The following is a 20,419-nucleotide window of genomic DNA, read 5'->3' as shown; positions in this document are numbered from 1 at the left end:
GGCGCCCCCGGGCCCCCGCCACCGCGCCGCGCGGGCCGCGCGCGTCCGCGCCCCCGCACCGCCACAGCGGCGGTACGAGGGCGCGGACGGCGGACCGGGAGCCCGTCAGCGGGACTGCTGGGCGGGCACGCCGCGGGAGATCTCGTCCTCGCCGGGCGCGCCGGCCGCGGCCACCGCCGCACCGGTGAGCGTCGCCAGCATCTCGCGGACGTTGGTCAGCTGCGCGTTGATGGAATCGCGACGGTTGGTCAGCGCCGCCAGCTCGCGCTCCGATTCGCTGCGGATCCGGTCGGCCTTGGCATTGGCGTCGGCGACGATGTCCTCGGCCTGGCGCTGAGCGGTCTCCACCGTCTGGCGGGCCCGGCGCTCGGCGTCCGTCCGCAGCTTCTCGGCCTCCAGGCGCAGCTGCTCGGCGCGGTGCTCGATCTCGGCCAAACGCTTCTCCGCCTTGGCCTGACGCGAGGCCAGATCCCGCTCGGACTGCTCGCGGCGCTTGGCGAGGTTCGTCTCGAAATCCGCGGCGGCCTGTGCGGCCTTGGCGCGGGTCTCCTCGAAGAGGGAGTCGGCCTCCTCGCGCTTGGACTGCGCGTCCTTCTGCGCCTCGGCCCGCAGCGTGGCGGCCTCGCCCTTGGCCTTCTCGACGATCCGGGCGCCCTCGTCCTCGGCCTTCGCCTTGCGCTCCACGGCGAACTGCTCGGCGTCGTTACGGACCTGCTGGGCGGCCGACTCGGCCAGCTCACGGTGCTGCTCGGCGGCCCGGCGGGCCTCCTCGCGCAGGTCCTTGGCCTCCTCCTCGGCGAGGCGGAGGATCTTCTCGACGCGCGCACCGAGACCTGCGTAGGACGGTTCGGCGTCATTGACCTGAGCCTGGGCGTTCTGCGTCTCGAGGTGCAGCTCCTCGATGCGCTTTTCCAGTGACGTGATACGGGCAAGGGCGCTGTCGCGGTCGGCGACGAGCTTGCTGATGCGGTCGTCCACCTGACCGCGGTCGTACCCACGTCGCACGAGCTCGAAGCCGTAGGGGGAGGATGTGTCGCTCATGGGGTTCCTGTCGAAAGAGACCGGTGGAGGTGATAAGGGGAATCCTAGGGGGCTTAACGGCGTGTCATCGAGTCATTGCGCGTTTGAAGTGGAGAATGACCCCTCATTTGAGTGGCTACCCTTCAGACTGCTTGCCACTCGAACGAGTTGCACCGGCTCCCGCGCCCGCCTTGACGCCCCCTTTGCCCTCCCCGCCGCCGGCGGGCGACTCAAAGGACTCCAGAGCCTCCAAAACGTCCTGAACCCGGGAGATTTCGGCGTTGATGTCCTCGCGCCGGCGCACCAGGACCTCCAGCTCGCGCTTACCCTCCTCCACGATGCGGCCGGCCTCCGCCTCCGCCTCGCTGCGCATCCGCTCGGCGTTGCGTACGGCTTCGGCCTTTTTGTTCTCGGCCTCCTTGATGAGCCCCTCGGCCTTCTTGACCGCCGCGATCCGCACCTTGCTCGCCTCGCTGCCGGCGTCCGACAGCAGCCGGTCGGCCTTCTCCCTGGCCTCCACCTGCTGCGCGGTGGCCTGCGCGATCAGCTTGTCGACCCGCTCGCCGGCGTTCTTCATCGCCTCCGCCGACTCCCGGCGGGCCCGGTCGTGCAGCTCCTCGACCTCGGACTCGACACGCGTGCGCAGCTCCTCGGCGCGCTCCCGTATGGCGGTGGCGTCCCCGCGGGCCTCCTCCAGCAGTGTGTTGGCGTCCGTACGGGCCTTCTCCACCCGCCCATTGGCCTCCGTCGTCGCCTCCGTGACGAGCCGGTCGGCCTCCTTGCGGGCCGCGCCGACCATCGTGTCGGCCTGCTCCTCCGCGGACGTGGCCGTCTTGAGCGCCTCTTCCTGCGCCTTGGCGATGAGCTGGTCGGCCTGCTCGGCGGCGTCCCCGCGGCGCTTGGCGGCGTCCTTGCGGGCCTCGTCCAGCAGCCGGTCGGCCTCCTGCTGGGCGTCGGTGCGCAGCCGCTCCGCCTCGGCCTCCGCGTCCTCCCTGACCTTGGCGGACTCGCTGCGGGTGCGGTTGGCGTGCTCCTGTGCGGCGGTGATCGTCTCGGCCGCCTCCGTCCGCAGCCGGTCCGCCTCGACGGTGGCCGCGGCCAGCATCTGGTCGGCCTGCTCGCGGGCCTCGGCCCGGGTGCCGTCCGCCTCCCGCTCGGCACCGGCGACGGTCTCCGCCGCCTCGGCGCGCAGCCGCTCGGCCTCCGTACCGGCCTCCGAGACCAGCTCGTCGGCCTGCTGCGCGGCGTCCGAGCGGGCCTTGTTGGCCGCCGTGCGCGCCTCGTCGCCGGTCCGCTCCGCGTCCGCCCGCGCCTTCTCCAGCGTCTCGGCCGCCTCGGTGCGCAGCCGCTCCGCGGTCGCCGACGCCTCGGCGAGGGCGGCGTGCGCCTGCTGCTCGGCCTCCGCCCGCAGCCGGTCGGCCTCCTGCCGGGCCTCCTGGACCATGCGGTCGGCGTCGTCCTGCGCCGAAGACGTCAGCTCGGTGGCCTCGGTGACGATCCGTTCGGCCTCCGTACGGGCCTCGGTGATCAGCGCATCGGCCTGCCCGGCGGCGTCCGACCGCATCCGGTTGGCGTCCTCGCGCGCCTCCGCACGGGCCCGTGCCGCGTCCTGCTCGCCCGCCGCCAGCGCATCGGACGCCTCCGTACGCAGCTGCTGCGCCCGCGCACTGGCGTCCGCGACCAGCTTCTCGGCCTGCGCGCTCGCCTCCGACACCAGCCGGTCGGCCTGCTCCGCGGCCTCCGACCGCGCCGCATTGGCGTCGCGCCGTGCCTCGTCCAGGACGCCGGCCGCCTCGTCGCGCAGCCGGTCGCCCTCCTCGATGGCCTCCGCCACCGTCCGCTCCGCCAGCGACTTCGCCGCCTCCGAGGCAGCCTGCGCCTCGCTGCGCACCCGCGTCGCGTCCTGCGAGGCCCGCTCGCGCTCGTCGTAGGCGTCCGTGCGGACCCGGTCGGCCTCCTCCTGCGCCTCGGTCTTCGTCCGCTCCGCGGCATGCTCGGCCGCCGACCGCAGCCCGGCGATCTCCTCCTCGGCCTGCTCGTGCAGACCCGCGACCGAATCGCGCACCTGCTGCGCGGTCTGCTCGGCCGCCGCGACCAGCTCGGCCGCCCGCCGGTCGGCCTCCTCGACCAGCCGCTCGGCCTCCGCCTGCGCCTCGCTCACCCGCGTACGGGCCGACGCCAGCAGCTCCTCGGACTGCTCGCGCGCCGCCGTGCGCTCCTGGTGGGCCTCCTCGCGGGCCTCGCCCAGCAGTTGCTCGGCCTCCCGGCGCCGCCGCGCGGCCTCCTCCTGGGCCTCGGCCAGCGCCTGCGCCGCCTCCGTACCCGTCCGCTCCGCGGCCGCCGCGGCCTCCGCGCGCACCCGGTCCGCGGTCTCCTGCGCCTCCGCCTTGAGCCGCTCGGCCTCGGCCGCCGCCTCGCCGCGCAGCCGTACGGCCGCCGCCTCCGCCTCCGAACGGGCCGTCGACGCATCCGTGGCGGCCTCCGTCCGCAGCCGCTCGGCCTCCTCCTCGGCCGCCTGCTGGAGCGAGCGCCGCCGGTCGGCGGCCTCCGCCTTGAGCCGGGCCGCCTCCTCCTGGGTCTCGCGGCGCAGCCGCTCCGCCTCGGCGCGCGCCTCGCGCAGCGCCTCCTCGGCGGCGGTGACCCTGCCCTCCGCCTCGTCGCGCAGCCGGTCCAGCTCGGCCTGCGCCTCGGTCCGCTTCTCCTCGGCGGCCCGCTCGGCCTCCGCGCGCAGCTCCTGGGCGCCCGCCTCCGCCGCCGACGTCAGCTCCTCCGCGGCCTGGGTGCCCTCCAGCAGCAGCTGCTCGGCCTCCGTACGGGCCTTCTCCAGCGCCTCCTCGGCCTGCCGGCGCAGCGCCGAGGCCCGCTCGATGGCCTCGGTACGGACCCGCTCGCTCTCCGCGACGGCACCCGAACGGGTCTCCTCCGCATCCGCCTTGGCCTTGCCCAGCAGCTCCTCGGCGGACCCGGCCGCCTCCTCGATCTGCTGGAGCGCCTCCCGGCGCGCCTCGCTGCGGATCCGCTCGCCCTCGGCGACCGCGTCCGCCCGCAGCGTCTCCGCCTCGCCGCGCAGCCGCCGCGCCTCCTCCTGGAGTTCGACGGTCTTGGCGCGGTACTCCTTGGTGTCGTCCTTCGCCGCGCCCTTGAGCTGGGCGGCGATGTCGTGCGCCTCCTCGCGCAGCCGGTCCGCCTCGGACTCGGCGTCCTTGCGCAGCCGTTCGGCCTCCTCGGCCGCCGCCTTGGTGGTCGCCTTGGCGTCCTCGGACGCCTTGGTCAGCACCTCCTCGGCCGACCGCGCCGCCTTCGCCAGCTGCGCCGCGGTGTCCTCCGCCGCCTGGCTCCGCGCGCTCTCCTGCGCCTCGGCGACCAGCCGCTCGGCCTCTGTACGGGCGTCCGCGCGCAGTTGCTCGGCCTCGGCCTTGAGCGCCTCGGCGTCCTTGGTGGCCTCACCGACCAGGCGCGCGATCTCCGCCTTGGCCGTACGGGTGCGCTGCTCGTTCTCCGACTCGGCCGCCGACAGCCGCTTGCCCGCGGTCTGCTGGGCCTCCTCGACCAGCTTCTCGGCCTCGGCGCGCGCCTCGCGCAGCGCCGTGTCCGCCTCCTGGATCCGCGCCTCGGCACTGCGGGTCAGCTCCGCCGCCGCGCGGCGCGCCTCCTCCGACTCGGTACCGGCCGTCGTCCGCAGCTGCTCGGCCTGATCGGTGGCCTCCTGCGCCTGGTTGGACGCGGCGGTCAGCAGCCGCTCGGCGTCCGTACGCGCCCGGCGCAGGATGGATTCCGCTTCGGCGCGGGCCTCTTCGGCCGCCGTCCCCAGCCGCTCCCGCGCCTGCTCGGTCAGCCGCTGCGCCTCGGCCCGCGCTGCCGCCAGCGACTGTTCGGCCTCGGCCCGCGACTCCTCCATGAGCCGGCGCGCCTGGGATTCGGTACGGGCGCGGAGCTGTTCGGCCCACGCCACGTTCTCGTTGACATGCGATTCGACGGTCTGGCGGCGCTCATTGAGCTCTTCGTCCAGCCGCTGGCGGCGGGTGACCGCCTCGGCGTGCAGGTCGGCCTCCAGCCGGGCCTGCCGCTCGGCCTGCTCCTGGAGCAGCCGCTGGGTCTGCGCCCGTGCCTCGCGCAGCTCCCGCTCCGCGTCCGTGCGCAGCTGGTCCGCCTGGATCTGCGCATTGCGCAGCAGCTGTTCGGCCTGGTGACTGACGTTGTCGTAGGCAGGGCGGGTCGCGAGGTTGCGGCGCGCCTCATGCAGCTTGGCGCGCAACACCTCGACCTGGTAGCCGAGGTCGTCGGCGTGCTGGACGGCCTTGTCCCGCTCGGTCTTCAGCCGCTCCATCTCGGCCTCGAACTGCGAGAGGTGGTCGTCAGCCTCGTAGCGGTCGTTGCCCCGCACTGCGCGGTCCCATCCGTCCCCTGGTCATGGTGGCGGCCGACTCCGTCCTGCGGAAGCTCGTCCCGTACACGTCACGTCGTACCGGACTCGCGCCCATCGGAGCTGACCCTTCCGAAGAAATGGTGTCAGATCATCGGCAGAGTACGGGCCGGGCCCCACTCCCGTACCCCGGCCGAAGGTGCACTCTACCGGCCGGGGAAGGGGAAGGTCAGTGCTCCGTCGGGGAGGAAGGCGCAGCGGTGACGAGTTCGGTGAGCACTCCGTGACAGTCCTTGGGGTGCAGGAAGGTGATCCGGGACCCCATCGACCCGGTCCGCGGCTCCTCGTAGAGCACCCGTACGCCCTTGTCCCGGATGGCCTCGGAGTCGGTGTCCACATCGGCCGTGCCGAAGGCGATGTGGTGCACGCCCTCACCGTTCTTCTTCAGCCACTTGCCCACCGCGGAGTCCTCCCGCGTCGGCTCCAGGAGCTGGAGATACGAGGCGCCGCCGTCGGAGGTCCCGTTGATTTTGAGCATCGCCTCACGGACGCCCTGCTCTTCGTTGACCTCGGAGTGGAACACCTCGAACCCGTACGTGGCACGGTAGAACTCGACAGTCTTGTCGAGGTCGAAACAGGCGATCCCGATGTGATCGATTCGCGTCAGCATGGCTCCAGTGCACCGCTCGCACGGCTGGTTACGCAACGTGCCAGCCATCACACCCGCTTCCCGGTGACCCCGGGCCTACCGCTCAGTACATTGACGGGAACCCTCGTTAACTTCCCTGCAAAGGAAGGCCGGATCGCATGTCTGCAACCAACGGCACCACCTCCGTCATCGTGGCGGGAGCACGCACCCCCATGGGCCGGCTCCTGGGTTCCCTGCGCACCTTCTCCGGTGCCGACCTGGGCGGCTTCGCCATCAAGGCCGCCCTGGACCGGGCCGGTATCGGCGGTGACCAGGTGCAGTACGTGATCATGGGCCAGGTCCTCCAGGCCGGCGCCGGGCAGATCCCCGCCCGCCAGGCCGCCGTCAAGGCCGGCATCCCGATGAACGTTCCCGCGCTGACCGTCAACAAGGTCTGCCTCTCGGGTCTGGACGCCGTCGCCCTGGCCGACCAGCTCATTCGCGCCGGCGAATTCGACGTGATCGTCGCCGGTGGCCAGGAGTCGATGACCAACGCCCCGCATCTGCTGCCCAAGTCCCGCGAGGGCTACAAGTACGGCGCGGTCGAGATGCTCGACGCGATGGCCCACGACGGTCTGACCGACTCCTTCGAGGGCATCGCCATGGGCGAGTCCACCGAGAAGCACAACACCCGCCTGGGCATCGCCCGCCCCGAGCAGGACGAGGTCGCCGCCCGCTCCCACCAGCGGGCCGCCGCCGCCCAGAAGAACGGCCTGTTCGCGGCCGAGATCACCCCCGTCGAGATCCCGCAGCGCAAGGGCGACCCGGTCCTGTTCAGCGAGGACGAGGGCATCCGCGGCGAGACCACCGCCGAGTCCCTCGGCAAGCTGCGCCCGGCCTTCGCCAAGGACGGCACGATCACCGCGGGCACCTCCTCGCAGATCTCCGACGGCGCGGCCGCGGTGGTCGTGATGAGCAAGGCCAAGGCCCAGGAGCTGGGCCTGGAGTGGATCGCGGAGATCGGCGCCCACGGCAACGTCGCCGGCCCCGACAACTCCCTCCAGTCGCAGCCGTCCAACGCCATCGACCACGCCCTGAAGAAGGAGGGCCTGGCCGTCGAAGATCTTGACCTGATCGAGATCAACGAGGCGTTCGCGGCGGTCGCCGTGCAGTCAATGAAGGACCTGGGAGTATCCCCGGAAAAGGTGAATGTCAACGGCGGGGCGATCGCCCTCGGCCACCCGATCGGCATGTCCGGCGCCCGTATCGTGCTCCACCTCGCGCTGGAGCTGCGCCGCCGGGGCGGGGGCGTGGGCGCCGCCGCGCTGTGCGGTGGCGGCGGTCAGGGCGATGCGCTGATCATCCGCGTACCGGGAAACAACTCGGGCAAGTAACCGGGCAACACGTACGCGAGCGAGCCGAAGGAGACGGGCAGCGATGGTGGACGTCCCGCAGCTGGTGGAGCAGGCCCGCGAGGGCCGGCCGAGGGCGGTGGCCCGGCTGATCTCCCTCGTGGAGGGGGCGGCCCCGGAGCTGCGCGAGGTGATGGCGACGCTCGCGCCGCTCACCGGCAACGCCTATGTGGTCGGGCTGACCGGCTCACCCGGGGTCGGGAAGTCCACCACCACCTCCGCGCTGGTGACGGCCTACCGCAAGGCGGGCAAACGGGTCGGGGTGCTCGCCGTCGACCCGTCCTCGCCGTTCTCCGGCGGGGCGCTGCTCGGCGACCGCGTCCGGATGTCGGACCACGCCTCCGACCCCGGCGTCTACATCCGCTCCATGGCCACCCGCGGCCATCTGGGCGGCCTGGCCTGGGCGGCGCCGCAGGCGATCCGTGTCCTGGACGCGGCCGGCTGCGACATCGTCCTCGTCGAGACGGTCGGCGTCGGGCAGTCCGAGGTGGAGATCGCCTCGCAGGCCGATACGAGCGTGGTGCTGCTCGCGCCCGGTATGGGCGACGGGATCCAGGCCGCGAAGGCGGGCATTCTGGAGATCGGCGACGTCTACGTCGTCAACAAGGCCGACCGGGACGGAGCGGACGCCACCGCCCGCGAGCTCAACCACATGCTCGGCCTGGGCGAATCGCGGGCGCCGGGCGACTGGCGCCCGCCGATCGTCAAGACGGTCGCGGCGCGGTCCGAGGGCGTCGACGAGGTGGTCGAGGCCCTGGAGAAGCACCGCGCGTGGATGGAGGAGCACGGCGTGCTGTCCGCCCGGCGCCGGGCCCGCGCCGCGCGGGAGGTCGAGACGATCGCCGTCACGGCGCTGCGCGAGCGGATCGGCGACCTGAGCGGAGACCGCCGGCTGGACGCGCTGGCCGAACGCATCGTGGTCGGCGAGACCGACCCCTATCGGGCGGCGGACGAACTGGTGGAGGGGTTGACGAACGGGGGCTGAGCCCGTTTCGGGCCGGTTCGGCCGGGCGGGGCGGCGCCGGCCTGCGGCGGCGCCGGCCGCATCCGGCTCCGGGGTCGGTGCGGCGCCCGCGGCCGGGGAAGTGGCCGATTCTCGCCGTCAGTTGGGCCGTATGGCGGCGCCTGCCCCGGCCCGCCCCCGACGGCTGCGCCTCACACGCCCCCGCGGTGCGCGCGCAGATGCTCGGCCACCGGGGCCAGCGAGGCTCGCAGCACTTCGAGGTCCTCGGCGGAGAACAGGTCGATGAAGTGCCGGCGCACCGAGGCGACGTGGTGCGGGGCGACCCGGCGCATGGTGTCCCAGCCCTCGTCGGTCAGCACCGCGTACAGGCCCCGGCGGTCCGACTCGCAGCTCTCGCGGCGCACCAGACCGGCGTTCTCCATCCGGGTGATCTGGTGCGAGAGCCGGCTCTTGGACTGGAGGGTGGCGGTCGCCAGGTCGCTCATCCGCAGCCGGTGGTCGGCGGCCTCGGAGAGGTTGACGAGGATCTCGTAGTCGTTGTTCGTCAGGCCGAACGGCTGGAGATCGCGTTCCAGCTGGTGCATCAGCAGCCGGCTGACGTCCAGATGTGTACGCCAGGCACGCTGCTCCTGGTTGGTCAGCCAGGGGGTGTCGTCGGTCGTCTCGGTCGTCATGGGGGAATTCTATCCGTAAAAGTTGAATACTGAATTAAGTTGGCAGGGGTGGGCCGGGTGTGCGGTGAGCCGCGGCGGATGCCCGCCGGCCCCCGCGCCGGCCGGTGAGACGCCGGCGTGACCTCGGGCGATGGGTCAGGCGTTCGAGGTCACCGTCCGCAGACTACCGCTCACAGCCCGAAGCGGCGCTGGAGCCCCCCGAGGCCACCGGGCAACTGGGGCAATTGTGAGCCACTTTGCGCCGCCTGCCCACCACCGCCCGGAACGCCCGCCTCGTCCGGCACCGCGCCCGTCTCCAGCTCCGGCATCAGCGCCTCCGTCGACTGGAGCAGGACCGTACCGGCCCCCACGAACTCGAACTGGTGCTCCTCGCCGGAGACCCCGCCGATCCCGGTGTGCGCCCGCAGCCCGCCGAGGAATCCCCGCAGGTACTGATGGTCGTAGTGATGGCACGGCGAGGGGCAGTCGGCCCAGCCGACCAGCGCCTGCGGGTCCACCCGGATGGGCGGCTCGACGAACACCACCGGACCGTTGGAGGCGGCCACGAACTTCCCCGTACCGATCAGGGTGAGAAAGCCGGGAATGATCGACTGCTTCAGCGACAGAGATGGCTGAAAGGCGAGCAGATTGCCGGAACGAATGGTGAGGTTGCCGTCCTCCAGGTCAAAGGAATTGACGTCGAAGGCGCGGTCGGCGAGCAGCATCTTGCCGCGGCCCTCGGCGACGACCCAGTCCGTGGCATGCAGCGGCGAATGAAAACTGCCCGCGATCAGCCGGTCGAGCCGACCGTGCCCGATGCCCTGGAAGTCGATCTGCCCGTAATAGGCGATCATCTTCCCCTTCTGGAGGAACCACTGCCCGTCCAGCGCCACGCTGAAGGCGTACGGATTGACGTTGTCGTCGGCCGGCAGCGTCTGGACGTCATGAATGACGGGACCGGTCACAGCTTTTCCTCCGACGCCTGGACGTAGACGGTGCCCTGGCCCGACAGCTCCAGCTGGAAGGCCTCCCCCGAGCCGCGGCCGACGAATTCGCGCCAGCCGAGCGCCGCGGACAGTTTGTTGCGGATCTCGCCGCGGTGCGCCACGTACGCCTGCGGGTCGACGTGCACCGGGCGCTGCGGGGTGACCGGCAGCTCGATCACCCCTCCGTGTGCCATCACCGCCGCCGAGCCGTGGCCCCTGAGCGTGGTGGTGAACAGGCCCTGCCCGGTGACCTGACCGCGCACCATGCCCATCACCCCGCCCTGCGAGCCCATGAACATCGTGCCCTGCTCCAGCGAACCGTCGAAGGCCAGCAGCCGGTCGGCCTCGACGAACAGCGTCTCGCCCGTCAGATCGACGACATGGACGTGATGGCCGCCGTGGCCGAACATCACCGTGCCACTGCCCTCCACCGTCATCAGCGGCGTCGCCTCGCCCGCGATCCGCCGCCCGATCATCGAGCCGATACCGCCCTGCCCGCCCTGGATGTTCGGCGTGAAGGACACCTCGCCCCGGTAGGCGAGCATCGCCCCGCGCTGGCTGAACATCCGCTGCCCCGGGGTGATGTGCGCCTCCACCATGCGGGAGTTGAGCGCCGTGAACGGCATCAGACGTCACCCCCCACGGTGTTGCGCTCGCTGGGCTGGACGTACACCAGGCCCTCCCCCTCGAACCGGATCTGGAACGCCTCGCCCGAGCCCTCCCCCATGAACGTCCGGAAGTTCACCCCGGACTGGAAGTGCTGCTTGAGGTTCCCGGTGTGCGCGATGTACGCCCCGGGGTCCACCTGGAGCGGATACTGCTTGGTCACCCGCAGCACCACCGCCGGCCCGTCCGAGGTGAGCGCCGCCTGGCCGTGGCCCTCGACCGTGGTGGTGAACAGGCCGTTGCCCTGGGAGGCGCCGCGCAGCCCGGTGAAGGTGGTGCCGGTGCGCAGCGCGGCATCCGTGCACAGCAGGTTGCTCGCCTCGACATAGAGCTTCTCGCCGGTCAGCTGCACCAGGTTGATCTCGCTCGCACGGTCCGCGAAGTAGCAGGTGCCGTGCCCCTTCACCTCCATCACGGTCATCTGCTCGCCCGTCAGCCGACGGGTGACCATGCCGCGCAGACCGTCGCCGCCCCCGGTCATCTTCTTGAACGACATCTGGCCGTCGTACGCGACCATCGCGCCGTTTTTCGCCTTGACGGCGTCGCCCGTCATATCGACGGCGAGCACCTTGCTCCCCTGGAGCCGAAACTGAGCCACGGATCAGACCGTAGTCGGCCCGCACGGCATGCGGCAGGCCCTTTTGGCCGTGCGAGGGCGATCTGTCCGGGTCCGGAGGGCCGGGTGGCGTCGGAGCCGGGCTTGCCGGACCCGCCCGCGGTGATCGTCCGGACGGCTGTCACAATGGACCGGCGCTTGTGAACTCTTGCACAAGCCGTTTGCCGCCTCCGCCCGCCGTACTGACGAGGTTCCCGTGGACATCAAGACCGCCGCCGCCCTGCACCGACTGCGCCTGGCATCCATCCCGGAGGCCATCTCCTTCCCGGCGCTGCTGATCTTCGGTACCGGATTCCGTCTGGCCTTCGGCTACGACGCCCTGGTGATGCCGCTCGGCCTGGTCCACGGCGTGCTGTTCATCACGTACGTGGTGCTGCTGCTCGACCTGTGGAACCGCACCAAGTGGCCCTTCAAGCGCGTCGCCTTCTTCTTCGTCCTCGCGATCGTGCCGTTCGGCGGGCTCTACGGGGACCGGGTGCTGCGGCGCGAGGAGGAGGCGGGCGTGATCGCGGCCCGGGCGCGCAAGGAAGGCGTCGTCGCTTCGCTCTAGGTTTCTCCCCACGTTGTCGGCTTTCCCGCCGTGGGGGGTGTTCGCCGTTGCGCCTGCGGCGGGCGTGGGTTGTACGGGTGCGGTGCCACGCCTCCGGACTTCGTCCTGCGGCGCGGCCCCTCCCGACGGTGGGGGGTAAAAGGCCGGTGGTCCGCCCCCACCGTCTGTTTCCACCCCCAACGGGGAGGTGCCGGTCCGTAGCGGCGGAGCCGTGTAGGTCCGGTGCCGCTGCCGGACAGCCCCGCGCCAGCGGCAACGCCCGCCGCAGGCGCAACGACGGGAAAGCCGAACCGTCGGCTCAGGTAAAGCGCAGCGAACGGGCCGCAGGCGCAACGGCGACAAACCCCCACGGCGGGGAAGCCGAAAACGTGGGGCCCAAGCCAAGCGCAGCGGACCCGTGATTCGGGGGGACCGAAAAATGAGACAGGGCTGCCCACGATATGACCGACCGGTAGGGTCGCAGACGTGTCGAAGCCGCTCAGCCTTGCCTTTGACCCCATCGCGCGTGCCGACGAGTTGTGGCGGCAGCGATGGGGTGCCGTGCCCTCGATGGCCGCGATCACCTCGATCATGCGGGCCCAACAGATTCTGCTGTCCGAGGTGGACGCCGTGGTCAAGCCGTACGGCCTGACCTTCGCGCGGTATGAGGCGCTGGTGCTGCTGACCTTCTCCAAGGCCGGTGAGCTGCCGATGTCCAAGATCGGCGAGCGGCTGATGGTGCACCCGACCTCGGTGACCAACACCGTCGACCGCCTGGTGAAGTCCGGTCTGGTGGCCAAGCGCCCCAACCCCAACGACGGCCGCGGCACCCTCGCCTCCATCACCGAAAAGGGCCGCAAGGTGTGCGATGCGGCCACCCATGACCTGATGGCCATGGACTTCGGGCTCGGTGCGTACGACGCCGAGGAGTGCGCCGAGATCTTCGCGATGCTGCGGCCGCTGCGGGTGGCGGCGGCGGACTTCACGGAGGGCCAGGGCGAGGAGTAGCGGGGCCGTGCCCGGGGCGGGGGGTGGCGAAGATCGCCCCGGAACGGGCGGTTACGCTCGGGGCATGAAGCGAAGTGTCCTGACCCGATACCGGGCGATGGCCTACATCACCGCCGTGATGCTCCTCGTGCTCTGCACCTGCATGGTTTTCAAGTACGGCTTCGGGATGGGCAAGGACCTGACCCTCGTCGTCTCCCAGATCCACGGCGTGCTCTACATCATCTACCTGGTGTTCGCCTTCGACCTGGGCTCCAAGGCCAAGTGGCCGTTCGGCAAGCTGCTGTGGGTGCTGGTCGCCGGGACGATCCCGACGGCCGCCTTCTTCGTCGAGCGCCAGGTCGTCCGCGAGGTCGAGCCGCAGCTCGCCGAGGCCGCGCCGCAGCCGGTCAAGGCCTGAGGCCGGCCGCCTTCCGCTTCCGCTCTCGTCCGACGCGCCCGCCCCTGTGGGGGACGGGCGCGTTTGCGTTGCGTAGTCGTCCGATCACCCTCGCAGACTCGTCGCCCGCTCCCATCGACAATTACTAGGACGTCCTAGTAAATTCGAAGGTATGGACGCTCACGCGATCGATGAGGGCCGCCGCCGCTGGCAGGCTCGGTACGACTCCGCACGGAAGCGCGATGCGGACTTCAGCACGCTCTCCGGCGATCCGGTCGAGCCGGTCTACGGCCCCCGGCCCGGCGACAGCGTCGAAGGCTTCGAGCGGATCGGCTGGCCCGGTGAGTACCCCTTCACCCGCGGGCTGTACCCGACCGGCTACCGCGGCCGTACGTGGACGATCCGCCAGTTCGCGGGCTTCGGCAACGCCGAGCAGACCAACGAGCGCTACAAGATGATCCTCAAGGCGGGCGGCGGCGGCCTGTCCGTCGCCTTCGACATGCCGACGCTGATGGGGCGGGACTCCGACGACCCGCGCTCGCTCGGCGAGGTCGGCCACTGCGGGGTCGCCATCGACTCCGCCGCCGATATGGAGGTCCTCTTCAAGGACATCCCGCTGGGCGAGGTCACCACGTCCATGACGATCTCCGGGCCGGCCGTCCCGGTCTTCTGCATGTACCTGGTGGCGGCGGAGCGGCAGGGCGTGGACCCGGCGGTCCTCAACGGCACCCTCCAGACGGACATCTTCAAGGAGTACATCGCGCAGAAGGAGTGGCTCTTCCAGCCCGAGCCCCATCTGCGTCTGATCGGCGACCTGATGGAGCACTGCGCGCGCGACATCCCCGCGTACAAGCCGCTTTCGGTCTCCGGCTATCACATCCGTGAGGCGGGGGCGACGGCCGCGCAGGAGCTGGCGTACACCCTCGCGGACGGGTTCGGCTATGTGGAGCTGGGGCTGTCGCGCGGGCTCGATGTCGATGTCTTCGCGCCGGGGCTGAGCTTCTTCTTCGATGCGCATCTCGATTTCTTCGAGGAGATCGCCAAGTTCCGCGCCGCGCGCCGGATCTGGGCCCGCTGGATGAAGGAGGTGTACGGCGCCACGACGGACAAGGCGCAGTGGCTGCGGTTCCACACACAGACCGCGGGTGTCTCGCTGACCGCGCAGCAGCCGTACAACAACGTCGTCCGTACGGCCGTCGAGGCCCTCGCGGCCGTGCTCGGCGGGACCAACTCGCTGCACACCAACGCGCTGGACGAGACCCTCGCGCTGCCCTCCGAGCAGGCCGCGGAGATCGCGCTGCGTACGCAGCAGGTGCTGATGGAGGAGACCGGGGTCGCCAATGTGGCCGATCCGCTGGGCGGTTCGTGGTTCATCGAGCAGCTGACGGACCGGATCGAGGCCGACGCCGAGAAGATCTTCGACCGGATCAGGGAACGCGGCGCCCGGGCGGTGCCGGACGGCCGGCATCCGATCGGTCCGATCACCTCCGGGATCCTGCGCGGCATCGAGGACGGCTGGTTCACCGGCGAGATCGCCGAATCCGCCTTCCGGTATCAGCAGGCGCTGGAAAAGGGCGACAAGCGGGTCGTGGGCGTCAACTGCCACCATGGTTCGGTCACCGGCGACCTGGAGATCCTGCGGGTCAGCCATGAGGTCGAGCGCGAGCAGGTACGCGTCCTGGCGGACCGCAAGTCGGCCCGCGACGACGCCCGGGTGCGCTCCGCCCTGGACGGCATGCTGGCCGCCGCCCGCAACGGCGGCAACATGATCGAGCCGATGCTGGACGCGGTCCGCGCGGAGGCCACCCTGGGCGAGATCTGCGGGGTGCTGCGGGACGAGTGGGGCGTGTACACGGAACCGGCCGGGTTCTGACCGGGTTCTGACCGGGGTCAGGCCGGATTCTGAAGGGCCCCGTTGCGCGCTACGGCTGCGCCACCGGCACCCGCAGCCGGAACAGCGCCCCGCCCCCGGGCGCCCGTTCCGCGGTGAGTTCGGCGCCGTGGGCACGGGCGATCTGGCGGGCCATGGCCAGGCCCAGGCCGGAGCCGGGCAGGGCGCGGGCCGCCTCGGCGCGGTAGAAGCGGTCGAAGACATGGGGGAGGTCCTCGGCCGCGATGCCGGGGCCGTGGTCGCGTACGGTCAGGTCCAACGCGCCTGAGGTGAGGGCGAGTTCGGTGTCGACAGAGGCGCCCGGCGGGGAGAACTTCGCGGCGTTGTCGAGCAGGTTGGACAGCAGCCGGGCGAGGCGGGGCGGGACGCCGGGGACGGCCACGGCGGCCGCGGCCGGGTCGATGCGGGCGGAGAAGGCGATCTGCGGCCAGTGTTCGCGGGCCGCGGCGAGGGCGTGTTCCAGGAGGGCGGCCGGGCGTACCTGTTCCACCAGGGGCTGCGGTTCCTCGTCGCGGGCGAGTTCGATCAGGTCGTTGACCAGGGTGGTGACCTCGCGCAGCTGACGGCCCAGTGCCCCGGCGGCGCGGTCGCGCTGGGCGTCGGTCAGCCGGTCGGCGCGGGCCAGGAGTTCGGCGTTCGTGCGCAGGGCGGTCAGTGGGGTGCGCAGCTCGTGGGAGGCGTCGGCGACCAGGCGGCGCTGGGCGGTGACGGACTGCTCCAGGGCGGTGAGCATGGTGTTGAAGGTGGCGGCGAGGCGGGTGACCTCGTCCTCGCGGGCCGGGGGTCCGGCCGGGAGCTCGATGCGGTGGCGTGGGTCGCGGGTGGCGGCGATGCGTTCGGCGGTGGCGGTCAGGCGGGCGACCGGGGCCAGGCCGGTACGGGACACGCCGTAGCCGAGCGCGGCGGCCAGCAGGACACCGGCGGCGCCGACCGCGGACAGCGCCCAGGCCGCCTGTGTCACGCTGCGCTCGACGGTGTCCGAGCGCAGCGCCACCTGGAGCGCCTCGCGTTCGCCGGGGACGCGGCTGGTGTACATCCGGACGGGCTGTCCGGCGACCGTGAGTTTGCTGTAGTACGCGGTGCGCCGGCCGGCGGCGACCCCGCGGGTGGCGGGGGTGACCGGCAGGACACGGTAGCCGTCGCGGGGGTCCTTGGTGGCGTCGGCGGGGACGATCTGGACGCAGGAGGTGGCCTGGTACTGGCAGGAGGCGTCGGCCGGGGTCGGGCCCCAGCCGCGGGTGTGCCGGGCCTCCTGGGCGGCCGTCTGGACCAGACTGCGGTCGAGCTGGCGGGTCATCTCGTAGCGGATGATGACGAAGGCCGCGGCGCAGGCACCGAGCGCGACCAGCGCCACGGCCGCGGAGGCGGCCAGCGCCAGCCGGGTACGCAACGGCCGACGGCGCACCCAGCGTCCGCCGAGCCCGCGCCGGCCCGTCATGCCTCCTCCGCCCGGTCCAGGCGGTAGCCGATGCCGTGGACGGTGTGGACGATGCGGGGCTCGCCGCCCGCTTCGAGTTTGCGGCGCAGATAACCGATGTAGACGGCCAGCGAGTTGGAGTCGGGCCCGAAGTCGTGCCCCCAGACGCGTTCCAGGATCACCTCGCGCGGCATGATCTGGCCCGGGTGGAGCAGCAGCAGTTCCAGCAGCGCCCACTCGGTGCGGCTGAACTCCAGGGGGCGGCCCGCCCGGTGGCCGCTGCGGGTGCGCGGGTCGACCACCAGATCGCCGAAGGCCAGGGTGGCGTCGTCGGCGACGGGGGCGGCGGCCCGGCGCAGCAGGGCCCGTAGCCGGGCGAGGAGTTCGTCCAGCGCGAAGGGCTTGACCAGATAGTCGTCGGCCCCGGCATCCAGGCCGTCGACGCGTTCGCTGACCGAATCCAGCGCGGTCAGGACGAGGATGGGCGTACGGTCGTCCAGCGCGCGCAGCCGGCGGCAGACGGCCAGACCGTCCAGGACCGGCATCATGACGTCCAGGACGAGGGCGTCCGGCTGCCAGGCGGCGACCTCGGACAGCGCCGCCAGGCCGTCGGCGGCGCCGCGTACCTCGTAGCCTTCGACGGCGAGTCCGTCCTCGACGGCGGCGCGCACCTCCGGCTCGTCATCGACGACGAGGATCCGGGGCGCGGGGGACGGGGGCGCCGGGGGACGGGGCGCGGGGGACCGGGGTGTGGACGGCATGGACACAGGCTGCCAAACACCTCTCTTAGAAGCTTCTTAGGGCACTTCGCGAGCGTGGCGGCCATGCGCACACCACTCTCCGTCGTGATCGGTGCGGGCGGCACCGGCGGCCACATCTACCCGGGGCTCGCCCTCGCCGACGCGCTGCGTCGCGCGGTGCCCGATGCGGTGATCTCGTTCGTCGGGACCGAACGGGGCCTGGAGACCCGGCTGATACCGCAGGCCGGTTACCGGCTGCACACCGTCGACATGATCCCCTTCGATCCGGCGCTCGGCGCCCGGCGCTATCTGCTGCCGGCCGCGCTGCTGCGTGCGGGCGCCCAGTGCCGGGCCATCCTCAAGGACCAGCGCGCCCAGGTGGCCGTCGGCATGGGCGGCTACCCGAGCGCGCCGGTGATCGTCGGGGCGCGGCTGGCCGGGCTGCCGAGCCTGATCCATGAATCCAATGCGGTGCCCGGCCGGGCCAACAAGTTCGCCTCCCGGCTCACCCCGCATATCGCGGTCGCCTTCGACACCGGCCATCTGCCCGGCGCGGTCACCACCGGGATGCCGGTCGCCGCGGCCCTGGCCGGGCTCGACCGCAGCGCGCTGCGCGACGCGGCCCGCCGCGCGCTGCGGGTGCCCGACGGCGCCCGGCTCGTCCTGGTCAACGGCGGCAGCCTGGGCGCCGCCCGGCTCACCGAGGCCGCGATCGGGCTCTCCCACCGCTGGGCCGCCCGCGCCGACGTCCATCTGCTGGTCAAGACCGGGCCGGCGGCCCTGGAGGAGACCGAGCGGCGGCTGGCGGCGAACGCCCGTGCCGTGCCGTATCTCGACCGGATGGACCTGGCCTACGCGGCCGCCGATCTGGTCGTGTGCCGGGCCGGTTCGGCGACCGTCGCGGAGCTGGCCACCGTCGGTGTGCCCGCCGTGCTGGTCCCGTATCCGCACGCCCCCGGCGACCACCAGACCCATAACGCCCGGGTGCTGACGGATGCCGGCGCCGGGCTGCTCCTCGCCGACGCCGAGACCACCGCCGACCGGCTCGCCGCGCTCGTCGAGCCGCTGCTCGCCGACCCGGCCCGCCTGACGGCCATGGGCGCGGCCGCCGACCCCGGCCCGCACGCCCGCGCCGCCGAACTGCTCGCCGAGCGCACCCTGCGGCTCGCCGCACACCCGTACACCACAGCCCTCAAGGAGGCAGCATGACTGCGACAACGAACTGGTCCGGCCGCAAGGTTCTGGTCACCGGGGCCGAGGGGTTCATCGGCTCCACCCTGGTCGATCTGCTCGTCGAGCGCGGCGCGCAGGTCCGCGCCCTGGTCCACTACAAGCCGTATGCCGAGAAGGGATATCTCGCCCACCGGATGCACGAGGTCGAGATGCTCGCGGGCGACGTCCGCGACGCGGGCCGGGTGAGCGACGCCGTTGCCGGCTGTGACACCGTCTTTCATCTGGCGGCGCTGATCGGGATTCCGTACAGCTACGACTCGCCCGGCGCCTACGTCCAGACGAATGTCGTCGGTACGGAGAACGTCGCCGAGGCCTGCCGCCGGCACGCCGTCCGCCGCCTGGTGCACACCTCCACCAGCGAGGTCTACGGGACCGCGCGGACCGCGCCGATCGGCGAGGACCATCCGTTGCAGCCCCAGTCGCCGTACTCCGCCTCGAAGATCGGCGCCGACATGATGGCGCTGTCGCACTGGCACGCCTTCGAGCTGCCGGTGACGGTCGTGCGGCCGTTCAACACCTACGGCCCGCGGCAGTCGGCGCGCGCCGTGATCCCCACGATCCTGGCCCAACTGCACTCCGGAGCCCGGCAGATCAGGCTCGGCTCGCTCACCCCGACCCGGGACTTCACCTATGTCACGGACACGGCCGCGGGCTTCTTGGCGATGGCGGAGTGCGACCGGGCGCTGGGCGAGGTGGTCAATCTCGGCACCGGGCGGGAGATCGCGATCGGGGCGCTGGCCGAGGCGCTGATCGCGGCTTCCGGACGGGAGGCGGAGGTGGTCGTCGATCCGGCGCGGCTGCGGCCCTCGGGCAGCGAGGTGGAGCGGCTGCTTTCGGACAACTCCCGGGCGCGCCGGTGGGCCGGGTGGGAGCCGGAGGTGTCGCTGGAGGAGGGGCTGAAGCGGACGTCGGAGTGGGTGGCCGAGAATCTCCGGCTGTTTTCGGCCGACCGGTACCAGGTCTGATCCGCGGGGCCGCCCCGCCTCGGCCACCGGGCCGGGCAGCCCCGCCTCGGCCACCGGGCCCGGACGCCCCTCAGCCCAGCCCCACCAGCCCCGTCAGCAGCAGCGTCGCGAAGTTCTGCGCCCAGGCCGGGTCCACCGGCTCGGAGGAGACCAGGGTGCGGTGGATGATCGCGCCGGCGATCACGTCGAAGATCAGGCCGATGGCCTGGCCGGCGGCCAGCGCGCCCTCGGTACCGGGGCTGTCGGGCGGCAGTTCCCCGCGCTGCTGGGCGCGTTCGCGGCCCAGGACGACCAGCCGCTTCTGGCGGTCGACGATCGCCGAGCGGATCCGTTCGCGCAGCGCGTCGTCGGTGGTGGACTCGGCGACCACGGCCATCAGCGCCGTTTTGGTCTCGGGCCGGGCGAGCAGCGCGCCGAACTGGAGCACCACGCCCTCGATATCGGCTTTCAGACAGCCCCGGTCGGGCAGTTCGAGCTCGTCGAAGAGGACTGCCACGGCGTCCACGACGAGTTCGTTCTTGTTGGCCCAGCGGCGGTAGAGGGTGGTTTTGGCGACGCCGGCGCGGGCCGCCACCTCGCCCATGGTCAGTTTTCCCCAGCCCACGTCGACGAGCGCGGCGCGGGTCGCGTCCAGGATGGCGCGGTCGGCCTCGGCGCTGCGCGGGCGGCCGGGGCGGCCTTTCCGGGGGCTGGTGGAGTCGGGCATGCGGGCGACCATACCGGCCGGTAGGGGGCCGGGCGGCGCGCCTCGTGAGCCAGATCACGTCCGGCGGGGCCGGATATCGGTGCCGGACGGGGGTCGTGGCCAGTTACGCTACGGGTCGTAGCGTAAGAGCTCGCACGATACGGGCTCGCGCAGCGACAACCACCGGCCGTGGGTGGGGACCCATGGCCACGCAGCAGTAGCGGTCCTCCTCGGGACCGTACGCCGGTTCTCCTCGGGACCGGCTCC

Annotated in this window: 18 protein-coding genes; 8 read left to right on the top strand and 10 right to left on the bottom strand. The window is 72.1% G+C overall.

Annotated elements, in window-relative coordinates:
• Positions 1 to 105 precede the first annotated feature (105 nt).
• The 3 genes from SNA_RS32265 to mce form a co-directional block, all read right to left on the bottom strand.
• Complete coding sequence (locus SNA_RS32265; RefSeq protein ID WP_030065569.1) at positions 106 to 1,041, bottom strand: coiled-coil domain-containing protein; 936 nt, start codon at positions 1,039 to 1,041, stop codon at positions 106 to 108.
• A 115-nt stretch (positions 1,042 to 1,156) separates the two neighbouring features.
• Entirely contained in the window at positions 1,157 to 5,404 is a 4,248-nt protein-coding gene (scy, locus tag SNA_RS32260) for a polarized growth protein Scy (protein WP_044367958.1), read from the bottom strand.
• 208 nt (positions 5,405 to 5,612) lie between these two features.
• Entirely contained in the window at positions 5,613 to 6,053 is a 441-nt protein-coding gene (gene mce / locus SNA_RS32255) for a methylmalonyl-CoA epimerase (protein ID WP_030065574.1), read from the bottom strand.
• A gap of 137 nt (positions 6,054 to 6,190) precedes the next feature.
• Between mce and SNA_RS32250 the strand changes: the two genes are divergently transcribed.
• Both SNA_RS32250 and meaB read left to right on the top strand, forming a co-directional pair.
• Complete coding sequence (locus SNA_RS32250; protein WP_030065575.1) at positions 6,191 to 7,405, top strand: acetyl-CoA C-acetyltransferase; 1,215 nt, start codon at positions 6,191 to 6,193, stop codon at positions 7,403 to 7,405.
• A gap of 43 nt (positions 7,406 to 7,448) precedes the next feature.
• The gene (gene meaB / locus SNA_RS32245) at positions 7,449 to 8,408 is read left to right on the top strand and encodes a methylmalonyl Co-A mutase-associated GTPase MeaB (protein ID WP_030065576.1); all 960 of its coding nucleotides are present in this window, start codon (positions 7,449 to 7,451) and stop codon (positions 8,406 to 8,408) included.
• Between the two features lie 170 nt (positions 8,409 to 8,578).
• Here the strand turns inward: meaB and SNA_RS32240 are convergent, their stop codons facing one another.
• The 4 genes from SNA_RS32240 to SNA_RS32225 form a co-directional block, all read right to left on the bottom strand.
• Entirely contained in the window at positions 8,579 to 9,061 is a 483-nt protein-coding gene (locus SNA_RS32240; protein WP_030065577.1) for a MarR family winged helix-turn-helix transcriptional regulator, read from the bottom strand.
• A gap of 170 nt (positions 9,062 to 9,231) precedes the next feature.
• Positions 9,232 to 10,005: an AIM24 family protein gene (locus SNA_RS32235; RefSeq protein WP_030065578.1), complete on the bottom strand. Its 774-nt coding sequence runs from the start codon at positions 10,003 to 10,005 to the stop codon at positions 9,232 to 9,234.
• Positions 10,002 to 10,652 carry an AIM24 family protein gene (locus tag SNA_RS32230; RefSeq protein WP_030065579.1) on the bottom strand — a complete coding sequence of 217 codons (651 nt, stop codon included), beginning with the start codon at positions 10,650 to 10,652 and terminating at the stop codon, positions 10,002 to 10,004. The genes SNA_RS32235 and SNA_RS32230 overlap by 4 nt, the downstream gene beginning before the upstream one ends.
• A complete protein-coding gene (locus SNA_RS32225; protein ID WP_030065580.1) occupies positions 10,652 to 11,290 on the bottom strand; it encodes an AIM24 family protein in 639 nt (212 codons plus the stop codon). The genes SNA_RS32230 and SNA_RS32225 overlap by 1 nt, the downstream gene beginning before the upstream one ends.
• A gap of 214 nt (positions 11,291 to 11,504) precedes the next feature.
• Between SNA_RS32225 and SNA_RS32220 the strand changes: the two genes are divergently transcribed.
• The 4 genes from SNA_RS32220 to SNA_RS32205 all read left to right on the top strand — a co-directional run bounded on the left by SNA_RS32220 (position 11,505) and on the right by SNA_RS32205 (position 15,094).
• Complete coding sequence (locus SNA_RS32220; RefSeq protein WP_030065581.1) at positions 11,505 to 11,858, top strand: DUF3817 domain-containing protein; 354 nt, start codon at positions 11,505 to 11,507, stop codon at positions 11,856 to 11,858.
• 465 nt (positions 11,859 to 12,323) lie between these two features.
• Positions 12,324 to 12,845, top strand: coding sequence for a MarR family winged helix-turn-helix transcriptional regulator (locus SNA_RS32215; protein ID WP_030068076.1), 522 nt, complete (start codon positions 12,324 to 12,326; stop codon positions 12,843 to 12,845).
• Positions 12,846 to 12,909: 64 nt separating this feature from the next.
• Entirely contained in the window at positions 12,910 to 13,242 is a 333-nt protein-coding gene (locus SNA_RS32210; RefSeq protein WP_030068075.1) for a DUF3817 domain-containing protein, read from the top strand.
• Positions 13,243 to 13,393: 151 nt separating this feature from the next.
• Positions 13,394 to 15,094 (top strand): coenzyme B12-dependent isobutyryl-CoA mutase large subunit, encoded by a 1,701-nt coding sequence (locus SNA_RS32205; protein WP_044367956.1) that lies wholly within the window; start codon positions 13,394 to 13,396, stop codon positions 15,092 to 15,094.
• Positions 15,095 to 15,143: 49 nt separating this feature from the next.
• Here SNA_RS32205 and SNA_RS32200 read toward each other — a convergent pair whose 3' ends face one another.
• Both SNA_RS32200 and SNA_RS32195 read right to left on the bottom strand, forming a co-directional pair.
• A complete protein-coding gene (locus SNA_RS32200) occupies positions 15,144 to 16,550 on the bottom strand; it encodes a HAMP domain-containing sensor histidine kinase (RefSeq protein ID WP_044367955.1) in 1,407 nt (468 codons plus the stop codon).
• Positions 16,547 to 17,290 carry a response regulator transcription factor gene (locus SNA_RS32195; RefSeq protein WP_044368333.1) on the bottom strand — a complete coding sequence of 248 codons (744 nt, stop codon included), beginning with the start codon at positions 17,288 to 17,290 and terminating at the stop codon, positions 16,547 to 16,549. The genes SNA_RS32200 and SNA_RS32195 overlap by 4 nt, the downstream gene beginning before the upstream one ends.
• A 63-nt stretch (positions 17,291 to 17,353) precedes the next feature.
• Between SNA_RS32195 and murG the strand changes: the two genes are divergently transcribed.
• Together murG and SNA_RS32185 are read left to right on the top strand one after the other, a co-directional pair.
• Positions 17,354 to 18,478 carry an undecaprenyldiphospho-muramoylpentapeptide beta-N-acetylglucosaminyltransferase gene (murG, locus tag SNA_RS32190; RefSeq protein WP_044367954.1) on the top strand — a complete coding sequence of 375 codons (1,125 nt, stop codon included), beginning with the start codon at positions 17,354 to 17,356 and terminating at the stop codon, positions 18,476 to 18,478.
• Positions 18,475 to 19,467, top strand: a complete 993-nt coding sequence (locus SNA_RS32185; protein ID WP_030068070.1) for a GDP-mannose 4,6-dehydratase — start codon at positions 18,475 to 18,477, stop codon at positions 19,465 to 19,467. Before murG ends, SNA_RS32185 begins: the two co-directional genes overlap by 4 nt.
• Before the next feature lie 70 nt (positions 19,468 to 19,537).
• On the opposite strand, the gene SNA_RS32180 is transcribed toward SNA_RS32185, so the two are convergent.
• Positions 19,538 to 20,185: a TetR/AcrR family transcriptional regulator gene (locus SNA_RS32180; protein ID WP_030068069.1), complete on the bottom strand. Its 648-nt coding sequence runs from the start codon at positions 20,183 to 20,185 to the stop codon at positions 19,538 to 19,540.
• Positions 20,186 to 20,419 lie beyond the last annotated feature (234 nt).

The organism is Streptomyces natalensis ATCC 27448 (assembly GCF_000935125.1).
Taxonomy (GTDB): Bacteria; Actinomycetota; Actinomycetes; order Streptomycetales; family Streptomycetaceae; genus Streptomyces; species Streptomyces natalensis.
The sequence above is the reverse complement of the archived record's forward strand: the minus strand, read 5'-3'. Positions and strand labels throughout refer to the sequence as shown.

Coding starts and splice junctions, on each gene's coding strand:
- meaB (WP_030065576.1), top strand. CDS start 7,449: ATGGTGGACGTCCCGCAGCTGGTGGAGCAGGCCCGCGAGGGCCGGCCG.
- SNA_RS32240 (WP_030065577.1), bottom strand. CDS start 9,061: ATGACGACCGAGACGACCGACGACACCCCCTGGCTGACCAACCAGGAG.
- SNA_RS32230 (WP_030065579.1), bottom strand. CDS start 10,652: ATGCCGTTCACGGCGCTCAACTCCCGCATGGTGGAGGCGCACATCACC.
- SNA_RS32265 (WP_030065569.1), bottom strand. CDS start 1,041: ATGAGCGACACATCCTCCCCCTACGGCTTCGAGCTCGTGCGACGTGGG.
- mce (WP_030065574.1), bottom strand. CDS start 6,053: ATGCTGACGCGAATCGATCACATCGGGATCGCCTGTTTCGACCTCGAC.
- SNA_RS32250 (WP_030065575.1), top strand. CDS start 6,191: ATGTCTGCAACCAACGGCACCACCTCCGTCATCGTGGCGGGAGCACGC.
- SNA_RS32210 (WP_030068075.1), top strand. CDS start 12,910: ATGAAGCGAAGTGTCCTGACCCGATACCGGGCGATGGCCTACATCACC.
- SNA_RS32205 (WP_044367956.1), top strand. CDS start 13,394: ATGGACGCTCACGCGATCGATGAGGGCCGCCGCCGCTGGCAGGCTCGG.
- murG (WP_044367954.1), top strand. CDS start 17,354: ATGCGCACACCACTCTCCGTCGTGATCGGTGCGGGCGGCACCGGCGGC.
- SNA_RS32195 (WP_044368333.1), bottom strand. CDS start 17,290: ATGCCGTCCACACCCCGGTCCCCCGCGCCCCGTCCCCCGGCGCCCCCG.
- SNA_RS32200 (WP_044367955.1), bottom strand. CDS start 16,550: ATGACGGGCCGGCGCGGGCTCGGCGGACGCTGGGTGCGCCGTCGGCCG.
- SNA_RS32180 (WP_030068069.1), bottom strand. CDS start 20,185: ATGGTCGCCCGCATGCCCGACTCCACCAGCCCCCGGAAAGGCCGCCCC.
- SNA_RS32185 (WP_030068070.1), top strand. CDS start 18,475: ATGACTGCGACAACGAACTGGTCCGGCCGCAAGGTTCTGGTCACCGGG.